Genomic DNA, 16917 nt, shown 5'->3' with positions numbered 1-16917 from the left:
CATCCGATCCTACCGCCGCGGGCAGAGAATCCCCCGAGGATGAACCGTAAAGGGCTCGGATGCCGAAGCATCCGAGCCCTTTATGCGATCAGAGTGGATCAGACCAGCGAACGCAGCACGTACTGCAGAATGCCGCCGTTGCGGTAGTAGTCCGCCTCACCGGGGGTGTCGATGCGGACGACCGCGTCGAACTCCACGGTCTGCTTGCCCTCAGCCGAGTGCGCGCTCGGCACTGCCGTGACGCGGACCGTCTTGGGCGTGGTGCCGTTGTTGAGCTCCTCGAGCCCGGTGATCGAGACGATCTCGGTGCCGTCAAGACCCAGCGTCTCCCAGCTCTCGCCGGCCGGGAACTGCAGTGGGACAACACCCATGCCGATCAGGTTCGAGCGGTGAATACGCTCGAAGCTCTCGGTGATGACTGCCTTGACGCCCAGCAGACTCGTGCCCTTGGCCGCCCAGTCGCGCGACGAGCCGGAGCCGTACTCCTTACCACCGAAGACGACCAGCGGCGTGCCCGCATCCTGGTAGTTCTCGCTGGCATCGTAGATGAACGTCTGCGGGCCATCCGGCTGCGTGAAGTCACGGGTGAAACCGCCCTCGACCTCTGCACCGTCGTTGACGGCGCGGACCAGCTGGTTCCTCAGGCGGATGTTCGCGAACGTGCCACGAATCATGATCTCGTGGTTTCCACGACGCGAACCGAAGGAGTTGAAGTCCTTCTGACGCACCCCGTGCGCCTCGAGGTACTTCGCCGCGGGCGTGCCGGACTTGATGTTTCCGGCAGGGCTGATGTGGTCGGTCGTGACCGAGTCACCCAGCGTCGCCATGACACGTGCACCCTGGATATCCGCGACCGGGGTCAGATCCATCGACATGCCGTCGAAGTACGGTGCCTTGCGCACGTACGTCGAGTTCTCGTCCCACTCGAAGATCGGTCCGGTCGGCGTCGGCAGGCTCGTCCAGCGCTCGTCACCGTCGAAGACAGTGGCGTACTGCTTGATGAACTGTTCACGCGAGATCGAGGAATCGACGATCGCCTGCACCTCATCAGGAGCGGGCCAGATGTCCTTGAGGAACACCTCGTTGCCATCGGTGTCAGTGCCCAGCGCGTCGACGTCGAAGTCGAAGTGCATGGAACCTGCCAGCGCATAAGCAACGACCAGCGGGGGCGATGCGAGGTAGTTCATCTTGACGTCGGGGCTGATGCGGCCCTCGAAGTTACGGTTACCCGAGAGCACCGCGGTCACAGCGAGGTCGTGTTCGTTGATCGCAGCAGACACTTCTTCGATCAGCGGACCGGAGTTACCGATGCAGATCGTGCAGCCGTAGCCGACGGTGTAGAAGCCGAGGCCTTCGAGATCCTTGTCGAGACCCGACTTCTCGTAGTAGTCGGTGACGACCTTGGAGCCGGGGCCGAGCGTGGTCTTGACCCACGGCTTCTGCTTCAGGCCGCGCTCGCGCGCCTTGCGTGCGAGCAGACCTGCCGCGATCATCACCGAGGGGTTCGAGGTGTTCGTGCACGACGTGATGGCGGCAAGAGTCACCGCACCGTGGTCGAGGATGTACTTCTCGCCGGAAGGCGTCGTCACCGGAACCGGCTTCGAGGAACCGTTCACACCGCTGGAAATGTGCACCGGACGGGTGTCGTGATCTTCCTCACCGGGGACTGCACCCGGGTCAGAGGCCGGGAACGAGTGCTTCGATTCCAGGTCAACGATCGAATCCGAGGTGCACGGCTCGGCGTAGTTGACGATGTCCTTCTCGAACTGCGACTTGGCATCCGAGAGCAGGATGCGGTCCTGCGGGCGCTTGGGGCCTGCGATCGACGGCACAACCGTGCCGAGGTCGAGCTCCAAGTACTCGCTGAAGATAATTTCGCTGTCCGGGTCGTGCCAGAGCTTCTGCTGCTTGGCGTAAGCCTCCACCAGCGCGACAGCCTGCTCGTCACGACCGGTGAGACGCAGGTAGTCCAGCGTCACATCGTCGATGGGGAACATCGCCGCGGTGGAACCGAACTCCGGGCTCATGTTTCCGATGGTCGCGCGGTTCGCGAGCGGCACGGATGCAACACCAGCGCCGTAGAACTCGACGAACTTACCGACCACACCGTGCTTGCGCAGCAGTTCGGTGATCGTGAGCACGACGTCGGTGGCGGTGACGCCGGCCGGGATCTCACCGTTCAGCTTGAAGCCGACGACGCGCGGGATGAGCATCGACACGGGCTGGCCCAGCATGGCTGCCTCTGCCTCGATGCCACCGACGCCCCAGCCCAGCACGCCAAGGCCGTTGACCATGGTGGTGTGTGAGTCGGTGCCGACGCACGTGTCGGGGTATGCCTGGAGGACTCCGCCGTTGGTTCGGTCATAGATGACCTTGGCGAGGTGCTCGATGTTCACCTGGTGCACGATGCCGGTTCCCGGAGGAACGACCTTGAAGTCGTTGAACGCGGTCTGGCCCCAACGCAGGAACTGGTAACGCTCGCCGTTGCGCTCGTACTCGATCTCGACGTTGCGTTCGAGCGCGTTCTCCGAACCGAACAGGTCGGCGATCACAGAGTGGTCGATGACCATCTCAGCGGGCGAAAGCGGGTTGATCTTGTTCGGGTCGCCGCCCAGAGCAGTCACGGCCTCGCGCATGGTGGCGAGGTCGACGATGCAGGGCACACCGGTGAAGTCCTGCATGACCACACGGGCCGGCGAGAACTGGATCTCCGTTGTGGGCTCTGCCGCGGCATCCCACGAACCGAGCGCCTCGATCTGCGACTTCGTCACGTTGGCACCGTCTTCGGTGCGAAGAAGGTTCTCGAGGAGAACCTTCAGGCTGAACGGGAGCTTGTCGAAGCCCGGAACCGTGTCAACCCTGAAGATCTCGTAGTCGGTACTGCCGACTGTCAGGGTGCTCTTGGCACCGAAGCTATTCACCGTGGACACGAATCCGTCTCCTTCTTGTCTGATGGAAGCGATAGGCGAATCCATCTTGCTCGCCTGCGGCGCCCGCTGCCACCAAGGCACACCTAACAGTGTGCGCCGTTTGGTACGGAAGCGAAAGCCTACAATTTATCTTGATATCAAGATAAATCTATCACGAAGCGGATGCCTGATCCAGGCGCGACTCGCGTGGATAGAGCCGGCGAGACAGAATCCAGGTTCCCGCCAGAAGTGTGGCGAAGAACGGGATGCCCATGATGATCTTCACCGTGCCAAGGGTGGCCACGTCTCCGGCGAAATAGAACGGCAACTGCACAGTGAGGCGGGCGAAGAAGAGCACGGCCCAGGCGACGGTCAGCCAGAAGAACGTGCGACGCTTGCGCCGATCGCTTCGCCATTCGAGACCCTCACCCACGAGAAAGCCCACGAGAACGCCGATCAGCGGCCACCGCACGAATGCGGAGATCAGAAAGGCAGAGCCGTACGCGATGTTGGTGATGAAACCGATGACAAACTGATCCTCGGCGCGCCCGGTGAAAAGCGGCAGTCCAGCGGCGACGACGGCAGCGACTAGCCCGGACAAAGCGGCGACCGGTGGTGATTTGGTCAGCAGTCGGATCAGGGTAAACACCGCTGCCGCACCCACGGAGAGCGCAAGCGCGAGCAGCAGATTCTGCGTCGCGGTGAATGTGATGATGAAGGCGAGCACCGGCAGAACCGACTCGGCTACGCCTCGCCAGCCGCCAATGACCTGCCAGACGATCTGGCCAGCCGGCGCATCCTTCTCGGGATCGAGCCCTGCCCTGCGCGCAGCGGAGCCGATGGCAGCACCGACCAGATCAGATGCCGAGGGCTCCTGCTCTTCCGCGTCGTTCGGATCTTGCGAATCCGCGTCGTTCGGGTCCTGCGAATCAGGTGCAGCGGATGCGTCAGAGGTGTTCACGCGGATCCGGGAGTGGCCGGCATCTTCAGCGGGATGAGATCCCGCGGGGGCATCGGCGAATTACCGCGAACCACAACGATCGAGCGGAATAGATCCTCGACCTTCGCCGCAGCCTCTGGGTCGGATGCGGCGGACCCGCCGATGACGCCACGCAAGAACCATCGTGGTCCATCCACTCCCACGAAACGAGCCAGGCGAAGCGTCGACCCTTCCGATGCTGGGCCGGGTACCTCGGCGAGCAGCTCATGACCGAGTGGCCCCTCGCGCTCCTCGACACGTCCACCCTGCTGGCGCACCTGATCGACCAACTGCATGCGCGTCTCGTGCCAGAGCCCGAGCGTGCGCGGTGCAGCGAACGGCTGGACCTGCAGTGAGGAATTTTCGTAGTCGAGCCCGACAGCGACGATGCGTTTGGTCTGCTCTTCCACCTCGAGGCGCAGGTTCAGGCCCTCGCGCGGGAGGATCTTGATGCCGCCGAGGTCGATGTACGGGCGAATCGGGTTCGCTTCGCTTTCATCGAACGGACCCTCGGTGGCACGGTTCACTGGCGCCGATTTTGACGACGGCTGGGTGATCTCTTCAGTCATTTACAAGTTCCTGCCTACTCGGCTGCCTGTGTGGGCACCTGGGATCCGGTGGAGCCGAATCCGGCTGCACCACGCACACTGTCCGGAAGCTCCTCAACCGGAATGAAGTTCGCGCGGGTGACCGGCATGATGATCAGCTGGGCGATCCGGTCCCCAACCGCCACATCGTACGCGCTGGAACTGTCTGTGTTGAGCAGACTCACCTTGATCTCGCCGCGGTAACCGGCATCAACGGTTCCCGGCGAGTTCACGATCGTGATGCCGTGCTTGGCTGCGAGACCACTTCGTGGCACCACGAAGGCCGCATATCCGTCGGGCAGTGCGATTCTCACGCCCGTAGGGATGAGCGCACGCTGTCCCGGCTCGAGGCGCACGGCCTCGGCCGACACCAAGTCTGCGCCGGCATCACCCGGATGGGCGTAGTGCGGCATCACAGACGCGATAATGGGAAGATCAACGGAATCACTCACCCCAAGAGGATAATGCAGAAGCCCACACCTGACACACGTGTCCGCTATCGCGAGCGTCTTTCGCCAAGTCTGTGGCTACTCGTGACCGCGGCAGTCATTGCCCCGATGGTCACGCTCACGCTCACACCACTGGGATCACTTCCGGCACTGCTCATCGGCATCGCTGCGGGTGCACTGCTGATCACCGCGCTCATCGCCTGGTCACCGACGGTGCGTGTCGACGGCGCTGTGGTCCGCGCCGGCCGAGCGCACATCGATGCGCGCTGGCTTGGCCCGGTGACTGTCCTTACCGGTACTGACGCGCAAGCGGCGCGAGGCTCCGTGCTTCCCGCGCGCGGCTGGCACCTGATCCGTAGCGGCATCGACGGGATCATCGTGGCTCCGAACATCGACCCAGATGACCCGGCGACGCACTGGACGATCTCCACGCGAACGCCCGACCGTTTGGCGGCCGCGATACGCGACGCACAAGCCGCGGCATCCACACCGGCCTGAGTCAGCACCGGTCTGAGTCAGCACCGGGAGACGACAACGCGCCCCAAGCCAACTGGCCGGGGCGCGTAAACATGAGGTCGACTGCTGTCAGGCAGCGCACTCCTTGCAGATGAGACCGTCTGCTCCGTCGTGATCAAGCTGTGAGCGGTGCTGCACAAGGAAGCAGCTCATGCAGGTGAACTCGTCCTGCTGCGCTGGCAGCACGACGACATCAAGGTCGAGGTCGGAGAGGTCTGCACCCGGGAGGTCAAAATTCGACGGGTTGTCAGAGTCCTCGTCGCCGGTCGTGCCAGACAGTTTGTCCGGCACACGCTCCTTCAGAGCTTCGATCGACTCAGAGTCGTCTTCGCTCTTTCTGGGGGCGTCGTAGTCGGTTGCCATGCGGTAGATCTCCATTTATGGTGCTTGTGGGTGGTGTGCCAACGGGTAGTGGCGGGCATAGTTTGCCCGACGCGAGGGCAAATAGCAAATGCGGTCGCGCATACGAGATCAAACTGACGGCGCGCCCAGGCTATTCCCTGGTCTGCGGTCACTCCCGTGACACCATGAAACAACACCCATTCAGAGGGGCATTCGCATGGAAAACGTCACTATCATCGGCACCGAAGACGACCTGCTGATCCTCGCCACCGAATCCGGCGAGCGATTCACACTCGCCATCGACGATGTGCTTCAGCGTGAGATCCGTCGCGCCCGCCGGAGAGACACACAGGAGTCGCCGCGCCTTGCCGCGAGCCCCCGTGAAATCCAGGCACACATCCGATCTGGCCTCGCCGCGGCCGAGGTCGCTGAGCTTCTCGGCATCAGCCTCGACGATGTCGCGCGCTTCGAGGTCCCCGTACTCGCCGAGCGTGAGCACGTCATTGGTCAGGCACTCGCCGTCCCCGTGCTCATCGGCAGCGAAGTCGAGCCCGACGCGCAACCCACGTTCGGCGTGGCGATTCGGGCGAAGCTCGCCCAGCTCGGTGCGTCAGATGAACGATGGGCAAGTTGGAAAGACGACTCCGGCTGGATCGTGAAGCTGGAGTTCACCGCCAACGAGGTCGCACACGACGCTCGGTGGGGCTTCGACCCGCGCCGCAGTTCGCTGTCTCCCGTGAACGCCGATGCCACGCAGCTCTCTCGCCAAGGGTCATTACCGGAAGGTCTGATCCCTCGCCTTCGTGCAGTGGACAGCGAGCGGGTCGAATCGCCGTACAAGGACGAAAGCCGATTCGATTCCGGTGCGTTCGGTCCAAGGCTGCTGCCCATTCTCGACGCGGATGTCGAAGAATCAGCGGTACCGGAACGTTCAAACGCTGCTGCGCAGCAGGCTGCCATCAAACGCGCTCCCGACCAGTCGACGACCAGCGCTGACACAGCCGACCTACTGGAGGCGCTGCGCCGCCGCCGTGGTCAGCGAGAGAACGCGCCATTACTCGACGACGAGGACTCCGAGCCCACTGAGCGTCCGAGAAGCTCCAACCCGATCGCCCTGTTTGATGCCTTCGGACAAGACTCCGACGCTCACGACGAAGAGCCGCAACCCGAACCGGCCCCGCAGGAGACCACATCCGATGCCTCTGGTCGTCGACGGCGCCGCAATGCGATGCCGTCGTGGGATGAGATCGTCTTCGGCGCCCGCACTGACGACTGATTAACTCGCTCGACTGATCCGCACTGACGACTGATCAGCTCGCGAAGGCGCCGCGCCTGATGTACGGCACCTGGCGTTCCTCTGGCGTGCAGGCACCGTGCTGCCCGATCATTTCGCGTGCGCGCAGGTCACCTGCCGTACCGTCGTAGAACGCACGGTTGCCGCGTGCGATCACGAGCAGGTCTCCGATGCGTGACTTCGCATCGGGCGTGAGCACCGCGCCGAACAGGTTGGTTGTCTCCGCCTCGGCCCGGCTGAGCACGTCCGCCTGCCCTTCGCTCTCACGCCGCCAACAGGCCAGTACAGCATCGGGGTCTGCACCCTGCTCCAGATAGATATGGAGCATGCGCGGCTCTCCCCCGATATGACGGATGCCGGCGAAACGCGGATCGCCTTCTTCCAGAACCACCTGGCGGTGGGCAGGGACGTCGATCATGCCGTGATCCGCCGTGATGAGCACGCCGACCTGGCGCGGAACTGTCAGCGCCAGCGCCGCATCGATCTCCTCCAACGCAGCGATCCATTCGGCGGAGTCCACGCCGTGTTTATGTCCCGCCTTGTCAACCTCCGGCAGGTAGCAGTACACGAGCGATCCTGGCGTGTCTGCGGCCAGCTGATACGCGATGGAAACCCGCTCAGCCGGCGACTTCGCTGCCACGAACTGAGCGCCTCGCAGCGTCGCCTTCGTGAATCCGCTCTGTGCGTAAGCGGAGATCCCCACCGCATAGCTGGCATGGCCTGCCACCGCCGCTCGCTCGAATATGGTCGGCGTCGGCTGCCAGACGAGCGGGTCGATGCCGTCGCTCTCCCACCCGGAGAGCTGGTTCACCAGCACGTCGCGCGAGCGATCAAGTACGCGGTAACCGACGAGCCCGTGCACGCCGGGCTCTGCGCCGGTGAGCGTGCTCGTCAGCGCTGCGGCCGTGGTCGTCGGAAATACCGAGTAGGCGACGTCTTTCTTGCCGAGCCCAGACGTGAGATGCCTGGCGTGCCCAGCGTGCCCGCGTAGCTGAATGGCGCCCAGTCCGTCCACGATGACCAGCACGACTGATCTGGCAGCTGCCAGTGGTCCGTCTGGGCCCTCGAGCGCAGCGATCAGGTCGCCCGCCACCCCGCTCAGAATCCGAGCGGAGGGTGGCATGGTCGGTAGAATGAGAGACATCAGAGCCAGTCTTTCACAGGCCCAGCAACGTACCCAGGAAGTCCATGCCCCGCACCGAATCTGCCGAGCCCGTCGAGGAGCGCATCCAGGACATCGATCTGTCCAGCGAGATGCAGGGATCGTTCCTCGAGTACGCCTACTCGGTGATCTACTCCCGCGCGCTTCCCGATGCTCGCGACGGGCTCAAGCCCGTGCAGCGCCGCATCCTCTACCAGATGGCAGAAATGGGCCTGCGCCCCGAGCGCGGGCATGTGAAGAGCGCGCGTGTCGTCGGCGAAGTGATGGGAAAGCTCCACCCGCACGGTGACTCCGCGATCTACGACGCCCTTGTTCGGCTGTCTCAAGACTTCGCGCTGCGCGTGCCACTTGTGGACGGCCATGGAAACTTCGGCTCTCTGGATGACGGCCCAGCGGCCTCTCGCTACACCGAAGCTCGCCTTGCCCCGTCAGCCCTGGCGCTGACCGAGAACCTCGACGAGGACGTCGTCGATTTCGTGCCGAACTACGACGGCCAGTTCCAGCAGCCAGCGGTGCTTCCCGCGGCCTTCCCCAACTTGCTCGTCAACGGTGCCAGCGGCATTGCCGTGGGTATGGCGACGAACATGGCCCCGCACAATCTCATCGAGGTTGTCGGGGCAGCAATACATCTGCTCGAGAACCCGGATGCGACCCTCGACGAGCTCATGGAGTTCGTGCCTGGCCCTGATTTCCCCTCCGGCGGCATCATCATGGGCCTGAACGGCATCAAGGATGCCTACACGAACGGCCGCGGCGCATTCAAGGTGCGTGGCAAGATCTCGGTCGAGCCCATCGGGCCTCGGCGCACGGGAATTATCGTCACCGAGCTGCCGTACATGGTCGGACCAGAGCGACTGATCGAGAAGATCCGCGATGCGGTGCAGGCGAAGAAGCTGCAGGGCATCAGCGATGTTCATGACCTCACCGATCGCCAGCACGGACTTCGTGTGGCGATCGGTATCAAGACCGGTTTCGACCCGAATGCCGTGCTCGAGCAGCTTTACCGGCTCACCCCGTTGGAAGACTCGTTCAGCATCAACAACGTCGCACTCGTTGAGGGCCAGCCCCGCACGCTGGGCCTCCGCGAGATGCTCAGCGTCTACGTCGGCCACAGACTCGAGGTCATCACCAGGCGCAGCCGCTACCGGCTCAACCGTCGGGAGGAGCGCCTGCACCTCGTTGAGGGCCTCCTCATCGCGATCTTGGATATCGATGAGGTCATCCAGGTCATTCGTTCATCCGATGACTCAGAGCAAGCGCGCTCGCGACTCCGGTCGGTGTTCGATCTTTCTGAAGCTCAGGCTGAGTACATCCTTGAGCTGCGCCTGCGGCGTCTGACGAAGTTCTCCCGCGTCGAGCTCGAGACCGAGCGCGATGCACTGCAGGCCGAGATCGCGCAACTGCGTGAGCTGCTGGGCAGCCCCGTGCTGCTGCGAGCTCAGGTTGCGAAGGAATTGGATGCCGCAGCCGAGGCCTACGGCACACCTCGGCGCACTCTGCTGATGAACGCGAAGCCCGCGGCACCTCGTCGAGCGAAGCCAGGTGAGGCCGACCTGCAGATCGCGGATGCCCCGACCATGGTCGCTCTGTCGACGACCGGTCGCGCAGTGCGTGTGGATTCGACAGAGGGTCAGGAACTGAGCCGGCCGGTGCGCCGCAGCAAGCACGATGCGATCCTCTCGACGGTGTCGGCGACCGTGCGTGGTGAGGTCGGTGCGATCACGAGTACCGGTCGCCTCCTGCGCTTCTCCCCCGTCGATCTGCCGTCTGTTCCTGCGACGTCAGTACAACTGGGCGCCGGCGCACCCCTGCGGGATTATCTCGGCATCACGTCTCGTTCCGAGAAGGTGCTTGCGCTGGTTGATCTCGCCTCTGAAATTCCGATCGCGATCGGTACCGCACACGGAACCGTCAAGCGCATCGTGGCATCGGCTCTCCCCGTGCGCCAGGAGCAGGAGGTCATCGGCCTCAAATCCGGTGACAGCGTGGTGGGTGCAGCAGCCGCCCCCGATGACGCCAACGTCGTCTTCCTCACGACGGATGCGCAGTTGCTGCACTTCCCGGCCTCCGCAGTGCGCCCACAGGGCGCGCCGGCAGGCGGCATGGCCGGTGTCAAACTCGGAGCCGGTGCATCGGTGCTGTTCTTCGGCGTCGTGATTCCGTCCGAGGAGGTCACCGTCGCCACCGTCTCCGGCACCGACGGCATGATCGCCGGAACGGACGCTGGTCGGGCCAAGGTCTCCGCATTCGCCGAGTTCCCTGCCAAGGGCCGTGCGACCGGTGGTGTCCGTGCGCATGCCTTCCTGAAGGGCGAGGATCGCCTCACCGCTGCATGGGTAGGCACAGAGCCCGCCTATGCCGTCGGCAGCGACGGTGCCGTGCGCACGCTTCCGGAGACTCCGGCGAAGCGCGATGCATCAGGCCAGCTCATCGACGGCGTAATCGGTTCGATCGGCCGCCCGGTTATTTAGGGCGCGTCTCCCATGCGGGGAGACGCCCCCTAGTCACCCGCCATCGCCCGCAGTGCCGCGAGGTGCCCATCGAAGGCGCGGCGACCCTGCGCGGTGAGCTTGACTGTGGTCGTCTGGCGCGCGTCCGTTCGCTGAGGCGATGCCTGCTTGCTCGTGACGAGATAGCCAATTTCGACGAGGTTTCTCACGGTCTTTGACAGGTTTGCCTCACTGAGCTCCAGCGTCGCGGCAATCGCTGCGAAATCCGCGTCGGCGAGCGGGCGCAGCATCGCACACAGACGCAGCCGGGTTGGCGCGTGGATCGCCTCGTCAAAGCGGGGTTTAGCCCGCACGGCGCACCTCGGCAGCATACGCACGGTCATAGGCCACGACGATAAGCGCGGTGACGACGCCCACGGCCACAGCGACGGCAACCACCCATCCGGTCAGACCGAACAGCGCGAATCCCAGGCTGAGCACAAACGAGAAGAAGAAGATCAAGAAGAGCGCAACCAGCAACCACCACCCGCGAGGACCAGCCGGTCGGGTAATACCGAAGCCACTGCGCTTACGAAAGAGCACCTCGACGCCGACGAACACCCCCACGCTGAGCACAAAGGGTAGCCACGCCCATGCCAGTCCGGCCGCGGGGGCCACGACGATAAGCGCCGCACCCAAGCCCTGCGCAGGTGCAGCCCACCAGGTTTCGGCCGTGATCCGCTCGCCGAGTCGGCCACGATCACTGCTGAGCGCCTCGAGCACGGATGCCGAGTCACGCTGATTCTCGAAATTACTTTCCATGCGGTTGAGTCAATCACTTAACCAGTAGTTAAGCAACTTCGCACTCACATGAGCCGCCCAAAGGGCCACCCCACGCGTTACGCGTCGATCGCCTCACGCGACAGCTGATCTGACGAGTCGATAATGAACTCACGACGCGGCGCAACCTCATTGCCCATCAGCAGTTCGAACACGCGACCAGCTGCCTCGGCATCTTCCATGCGCACTCGACGCAGCAGACGGCCGGACTTCTCCATCGTGGTGTTCGCCAGCTGATCAGCATCCATCTCGCCGAGACCCTTGTAGCGCTGGATCGGCTCATGCCAACGCTTGTTGGTCTTGCGGAGCTTCGCGAGCAGCGTGTGCAGCTCCTGCTCGCTGTACGTGTAGAGGGTCTCGTTCGGCTTAGAGCCGGGGTTCATCACGATCACGCGGTGCAGCGGCGGCACAGCGGCGAAGACACGGCCCGCCTCGATCAGCGGCCGCATGTACCGGAAGAACAGTGTGAGCAACAGCGTGCGGATATGCGCACCGTCGACGTCGGCATCGCTCATCAGGATGATCTTGCCGTAGCGCGCGGTATCAATGTCGAACGTGCGACCAGAGCCGGCGCCGATGGTCTGGATGATCGCGGCACACTCGGCGTTTGAGAGCATGTCCGCGACCGAAGCGCGCTGCACGTTCAAGATCTTGCCGCGGATCGGCAGCAGCGCCTGGATCTCGCTGTCACGCGCACGCCGAGCGGTTCCCAGTGCCGAGTCACCCTCAACGATGAAAAGCTCACTGCGTGAGACGTCGTTCGAGCGGCAGTCGACGAGTTTCACGGGGAGCGAGGAAGATTCGAGAGCGTTCTTCCGACGCTGCGTCTCCTTGTGCGTGCGCGCAGAAACGCGAGCCTTCATCTCGGAGACAATCTTGTCGAGCAGTTGGCTCGCCTGGTTCTTGTCGTCTCGCTTGGTCGAGGTGAAGCGTGCCCCGAGTTCCTTACGAAGTATCTGCGCGACGACTTGGCGCACGGCCGGAGTGCCGAGCACTTCCTTGGTCTGACCCTCGAACTGCGGTTCTGGCACCTCGACGGTGAGCACCGCAGTCAGCCCCGCCATGACATCGTCTTTCTCGAGTTTGTCGTTGCCGACCTTCAGTCGACGCGAGTTCTGATCGACCTGTGCACGCAACACCTTGAGCAGTTCCTGCTCGAAACCCTGCTGGTGCGTACCGCCCTTAGGCGTCGCGATGATGTTCACGAACGAGCGGGTCGCCGTGTCATAGCCGGTACCCCAGCGCATCGCGATATCGACGCGGCACTCGCGTTCGACCTCCTGCGAGGCCATGTGCCCATTGGCCTGCAGCACCGGGACGGTCTCTTTGAAGGAACCCGTGCCCTGGATGCGCCAGGTGTCAGTCACCGGAGCATCCGTGGCGAGGTAGTCGACAAACTCAGCAATGCCACCCTCGTAGCGATACGAGGTCTCTACCTTCTCTTCGCCCCGTTCATCGCGGATGACGAGTTCGAGCCCCGGCACGAGGAAGGCGGTCTGACGCGCGCGGGTCTCGAGCTCGGCGAGCTGGAAGGCCGCATCCTTGGTGAAGATCTGTCGATCCGCCCAGTAGCGCACCCTGGTGCCAGTCACGCCACGCTTGGCCTTGCCGATGACCTGTAGCTCGCTGCTCTTCTCGAACGGGGTGAACGGAGCATCCGGCCGCTTCTCTCCGCTGTCGAGGAAGGAGCCGGGCTCGCCACGATGAAACGACATGCCGTAGGTCTTGCCGCCGCGATCGACCTCGACGTCGAGTCGCTCAGACAGCGCGTTCACGACCGAGGCGCCGACACCGTGCAGACCGCCGGATGCTGCGTACGATCCGCCGCCAAACTTTCCACCCGCGTGCAGCTTCGTGAAGACGACCTCGACACCGGTGAGACCGGTACGCGGTTCGATATCGACCGGGATACCGCGACCACGGTCGTGGACCTCGACGCTGCCGTCGGCGTGCAGGATGGTGTCGATGCGAGCGCCATTGCCGGCGACCGCCTCGTCTACCGAGTTGTCGATGACCTCCCAGAGGCAATGCATGAGCCCGGGGGAACCGTTCGACCCGATGTACATGCCGGGGCGCTTGCGGACCGCTTCGAGCCCTTCAAGCACCTGAAGATGGTGGGCGGAATACTCGGAGGTCACAATCATCAATTCTATTCTCGACAGTCCCCGCAGGTCCGCAGACACTCCCCACTGCGGGCATGCCTGGGCCCGCGCGCTACGCGGTGAGCGAAACACGCCGCCTTCCGGGCATGACTCACAGTGGTTCGTGGTTGTATTGAGCACATTCCAACCGGAAGCCGATACCCGAGGAGGCACCGAGATGAACGCTACAACCGAACGTGAGACCTCCACTGTCGAGTACCGTCTGAGCGCGGCCGACCGTTGCGACTCTTGCGGCGCACAGGCCTATATCGCCGCCGAGGTCAACGGTTCCGAACTGCTCTTCTGCGCCCACCACGGCCGCAAGTACGAAGAGAAGCTTCGGAGCGTCGCGACCTCTTGGCATGACGAGACTGCCCGTCTCGTCGACGCCGTCTGACAGTCGACTTCTCAGCCCTCTATCACCCGTCACCTATCACCCGTCGCACCCGTGAGGTGAGGCGGGTGATTATTTCTTCCCCGACGGTGTCGATGTGCTCGGCAAATGTCGTGGCCGTCTGCTCCCCGTACTCACCGGGTCCGAGTATCCACACCGCATCGCCGATCGATGCCCCCGGCCAGGTGGAGACCTCTGAGGTCGTCTGAGCGACACTTCGCAGTTCCCTGCTACCGGCAGGTGTGCCCACCTGGATGCCGCTGAGCGTGGACGGTAGCCCATCGAACGCGCCGATTCCCGCGACCACATGATCGTCGTGAACTTCCTGCACAGAAGCGCTGAGCGCACTGATCGGTCGGATCCCTTCGAGCTCGGGACCATCAGCGGAGCGGATGCCATAACAGAAGGCTCCGACCCGTGACAGTGATCCGCGCAGCTCCGGCCGCCACCAGGACGCGGCCGACGCAGTGAGGTGCAGGGCCTCCGGCGTCGAGCCGGTCGCACGCACCGCAGCCACTGCGTCAACAAAAATTGTCTGCGCCTCGTCGTCCTCATCGTCGCTGGCCTCTGCGAGGTGGCTCCACACGCCAACAACGGCCAGCGCACCGGTCAGCTCTGCCGCACGTGCCAGCGCCGCAGTGGCCGCCCAGGCTTCCGGGCGGATGCCACTGCGGTGAAGCCCGGTATCGATCTTGAGATGCACTCTGGCGAGAACGCCGATGCGCTCGGCCGTCGCAATCACGAGTCGCAGGTATTCCTCCGTGCCGACTCCGAGATCGATATCCGCCCGCACTGCTGCTTCGACTTCTTCGACTGTCGATGTCGCCCAAGCGAACACACGACCAGCCCGGTCGCCCAGTGCTTCCCGGATGCGGATGCCGGTGCGCACGTCGTAAGACCCGTACCACTGGACGTCAGCGGTGGCTGCGGCATCCACTGCCCAGTCGATGCCGTGGCCGTAGGCGTCGTCCTTCATGACGAGCATGAGCGCAGACGGAGCAATCCGCGCGCGCACGGCGTCAAGATTCGTGAGGAACTGCGCTCGTGAGATGTGAAGGATCGGTTGCATCAGTCCTCTTCCCCGCGCACGGCGTGCTTCGCTGCGACGGTGAGCAGCTCTGCGGATGTCATCCCGGTCACGCGGGCCCATTCTGCCAACTGCCATGCCGCGGGGCCCTGGCCGCCGAAGTACGTGACCTCATCGCCCGGCGCGGCGTCCACGCCATCCAGGTCGACAACGCACACATCCATCGCAACACGTCCGATGATGGGCCGCAGCACGCCGTTGATCTCCACGTGCGCGCGATTTCCCAGCGCGCGGACGATCCCCTGTGCATAGCCGCCTGTCACGAGGGCGACGTTGCCGTCGGAGGGCGCGCGATAGGTGTAGCCGTACGAGACGGCATCGCCGGCTCGCAGTGCCTTCGTAGAGAGGACGCGCCCGGTGAGGCGCAGCACTGGACGTGAGCCCGATCGGCCCGCCGCATCAGGAATGCCGTAGAGCAACCGCGCGTCGATGTCAGGGGCGCCTGACGACGTCGACGCAATGCCCTCCCGATTCAGGAGTCTCGCTTCTTCCAGAGAATCAACGACCACCGATTGTGCACCGGCCGCGATGACTGCACGCGCGACTATCAGCACGCCATGCCCGTAGGCATCACCACGCAGATCCGCGATTCGTCCTCCGGCTGCGACAGCAGCAACCGCGGCATCCGCCAACGCCGAGCGTGAAATCAGGGCCCGTATCGCCGAACTGGAAGTCATTTCACCCACGCCCTCCACACTAGCTTCGCCCACCAGCTTCTCCGGCGCACCCCACGTAGACTGGTGGAATCCCCAACCTCCGGAGCCTCATGTCACGTCTTTCCCTCGCGCCCCGCGTCCGCTACTTGATCGCTCGCGCCCGCCGCATCGACACCGGCTCAGTGTTCGAGCGTGCAAAGGAAGCCTCTGCGCAGCACCACAAGGCAGTACCGGGGATCGTCATCGACATGCTGTGGTCTGCTGCACGGCACAACGTCGGTTTCCAGGACTACATCGATTACGACTTCGCCATGCTCACGCGCGCCGAGCGCGCCACGTTCATGACGCACCCGGTGTCGAATGAGCTGTCACAGAAGTACGATCACCCTGATTTTCGCTGGATGTTCCAGGACAAGGTCGAGTTCGACAAGATATTCTCCACACACCTGCACCGCGACTGGATCATCGTGGAGCAGGGCAATGCCGAAGCCGTCCGTGAGTTCACCCAGCGCCTGGGCACGATTGTCACCAAGGAGCCGGTGGGTCAGGCCGGCACCGGCGTGCACCGCTATCACGCCGCAGACGTCGAGGATTGGGAAGAGTTCCACCGGGGCCTTCTCACTCGCGGTGAGCTGCTGATCGAAGAAGTGATCCGTCAGCACGAAGACCTCGCGGCTGTCTGCCCTGGCACGGTCAATACGACCCGCATCACCGCGTTCTTCGACGGCGAGAAAGCACACATCCTGGCGATGGCGCAGAAGTTCGGCCGCGGTGAGGTGAGCGATCAGATGACCTTCGGTGGCTTCTACACGATGCTCGACGAGAACGGTCACGCAGTGAGCGCCGGCTACGACTCGCACGGTCATGTATACGAGACGCACCCTGACTCCGGTTTTCCGATCGCGGAGTTCCAACTGCCACATATGGACAAAGTGCGTGCGTTCATCGACGAGGTCGCCCGCGTCGTGCCGCAGATCCAGTACGTCGGCTGGGACATCGTGGTCTCCCCCGATGGTCCCGTACTCGTCGAGGGCAACTGGGGTGCCGGCGTCTACGAGAACAAGCCCAGCGTGACCGGCATCCGCACCGGACACAAGCCGCGTTACCAGCAGGTCATCGGGTTCTGACGGTA

16 protein-coding genes are annotated in these 16917 nt (G+C 63.7%); 5 read left to right on the top strand and 11 right to left on the bottom strand.

Annotated features, from left to right (window positions below):
• Positions 1-98: 98 nt before the first annotated feature.
• From ACSU1G_RS01510 to dut, 4 genes are all read right to left on the bottom strand, one after another.
• A complete protein-coding gene (locus tag ACSU1G_RS01510; RefSeq protein WP_439278135.1) occupies positions 99-2930 on the bottom strand; it encodes an aconitate hydratase in 2832 nt (943 codons plus the stop codon).
• Positions 2931-3081: 151 nt separating this feature from the next.
• Positions 3082-3870: a DUF3159 domain-containing protein gene (locus ACSU1G_RS01505; protein ID WP_439278134.1), complete on the bottom strand. Its 789-nt coding sequence runs from the start codon at positions 3868-3870 to the stop codon at positions 3082-3084.
• Positions 3867-4457: a DUF3710 domain-containing protein gene (locus ACSU1G_RS01500; RefSeq protein WP_439278133.1), complete on the bottom strand. Its 591-nt coding sequence runs from the start codon at positions 4455-4457 to the stop codon at positions 3867-3869. Before ACSU1G_RS01500 ends, ACSU1G_RS01505 begins: the two co-directional genes overlap by 4 nt.
• A gap of 14 nt (positions 4458-4471) precedes the next feature.
• Positions 4472-4927 (bottom strand): dUTP diphosphatase, encoded by a 456-nt coding sequence (gene dut, locus ACSU1G_RS01495; protein WP_439278132.1) that lies wholly within the window; start codon positions 4925-4927, stop codon positions 4472-4474.
• 12 nt (positions 4928-4939) lie between these two features.
• On the opposite strand from dut, the gene ACSU1G_RS01490 reads away from it, so the two are divergent.
• The gene (locus ACSU1G_RS01490) at positions 4940-5422 is read left to right on the top strand and encodes a DUF3093 family protein (RefSeq protein WP_439278131.1); all 483 of its coding nucleotides are present in this window, start codon (positions 4940-4942) and stop codon (positions 5420-5422) included.
• Between the two features lie 87 nt (positions 5423-5509).
• On the opposite strand, the gene ACSU1G_RS01485 is transcribed toward ACSU1G_RS01490, so the two are convergent.
• A complete protein-coding gene (locus ACSU1G_RS01485; RefSeq protein WP_439278130.1) occupies positions 5510-5803 on the bottom strand; it encodes a DUF4193 domain-containing protein in 294 nt (97 codons plus the stop codon).
• A gap of 196 nt (positions 5804-5999) precedes the next feature.
• On the opposite strand from ACSU1G_RS01485, the gene sepH reads away from it, so the two are divergent.
• On the top strand, positions 6000-7058 hold the full coding sequence (gene sepH / locus ACSU1G_RS01480) for a septation protein SepH (RefSeq protein ID WP_439278129.1): 1059 nt from the start codon (positions 6000-6002) through the stop codon (positions 7056-7058).
• Between the two features lie 34 nt (positions 7059-7092).
• Here the strand turns inward: sepH and ACSU1G_RS01475 are convergent, their stop codons facing one another.
• Complete coding sequence (locus ACSU1G_RS01475; RefSeq protein WP_439278128.1) at positions 7093-8199, bottom strand: alkaline phosphatase family protein; 1107 nt, start codon at positions 8197-8199, stop codon at positions 7093-7095.
• Positions 8200-8264: 65 nt separating this feature from the next.
• On the opposite strand from ACSU1G_RS01475, the gene ACSU1G_RS01470 reads away from it, so the two are divergent.
• A complete protein-coding gene (locus ACSU1G_RS01470; RefSeq protein WP_439278127.1) occupies positions 8265-10709 on the top strand; it encodes a DNA gyrase/topoisomerase IV subunit A in 2445 nt (814 codons plus the stop codon).
• A gap of 29 nt (positions 10710-10738) precedes the next feature.
• Here ACSU1G_RS01470 and ACSU1G_RS01465 read toward each other — a convergent pair whose 3' ends face one another.
• The 3 genes from ACSU1G_RS01465 to ACSU1G_RS01455 form a co-directional block, all read right to left on the bottom strand.
• Positions 10739-11041 carry a transcriptional regulator gene (locus ACSU1G_RS01465; protein ID WP_439278126.1) on the bottom strand — a complete coding sequence of 101 codons (303 nt, stop codon included), beginning with the start codon at positions 11039-11041 and terminating at the stop codon, positions 10739-10741.
• Positions 11031-11489 (bottom strand): hypothetical protein, encoded by a 459-nt coding sequence (locus tag ACSU1G_RS01460; protein WP_439278125.1) that lies wholly within the window; start codon positions 11487-11489, stop codon positions 11031-11033. The genes ACSU1G_RS01465 and ACSU1G_RS01460 overlap by 11 nt, the downstream gene beginning before the upstream one ends.
• Before the next feature lie 77 nt (positions 11490-11566).
• Positions 11567-13651 carry a DNA gyrase/topoisomerase IV subunit B gene (locus tag ACSU1G_RS01455; RefSeq protein WP_439278124.1) on the bottom strand — a complete coding sequence of 695 codons (2085 nt, stop codon included), beginning with the start codon at positions 13649-13651 and terminating at the stop codon, positions 11567-11569.
• Positions 13652-13826: 175 nt separating this feature from the next.
• Here ACSU1G_RS01455 and ACSU1G_RS01450 point away from each other — a divergent pair, with 175 nt between their 5' ends.
• Positions 13827-14045, top strand: a complete 219-nt coding sequence (locus ACSU1G_RS01450; RefSeq protein WP_439278123.1) for a DUF7455 domain-containing protein — start codon at positions 13827-13829, stop codon at positions 14043-14045.
• A 22-nt stretch (positions 14046-14067) separates the two neighbouring features.
• On the opposite strand, the gene ACSU1G_RS01445 is transcribed toward ACSU1G_RS01450, so the two are convergent.
• On the bottom strand, positions 14068-15111 hold the full coding sequence (locus tag ACSU1G_RS01445; RefSeq protein WP_439278122.1) for an alanine racemase: 1044 nt from the start codon (positions 15109-15111) through the stop codon (positions 14068-14070).
• Positions 15111-15806: an alanine racemase C-terminal domain-containing protein gene (locus ACSU1G_RS01440; protein WP_439278665.1), complete on the bottom strand. Its 696-nt coding sequence runs from the start codon at positions 15804-15806 to the stop codon at positions 15111-15113. The genes ACSU1G_RS01445 and ACSU1G_RS01440 overlap by 1 nt, the downstream gene beginning before the upstream one ends.
• 89 nt (positions 15807-15895) lie before the next feature.
• Between ACSU1G_RS01440 and ACSU1G_RS01435 the strand changes: the two genes are divergently transcribed.
• Entirely contained in the window at positions 15896-16912 is a 1017-nt protein-coding gene (locus tag ACSU1G_RS01435; protein ID WP_439278121.1) for a sugar-transfer associated ATP-grasp domain-containing protein, read from the top strand.
• Positions 16913-16917: the final 5 nt, after the last annotated feature.

It is taken from the genome of Microbacterium sp. A93, assembly GCF_051842835.1.
Note: the sequence above shows the minus strand (reverse complement) of the source record. Positions and strands in the feature narration are given on the sequence as shown.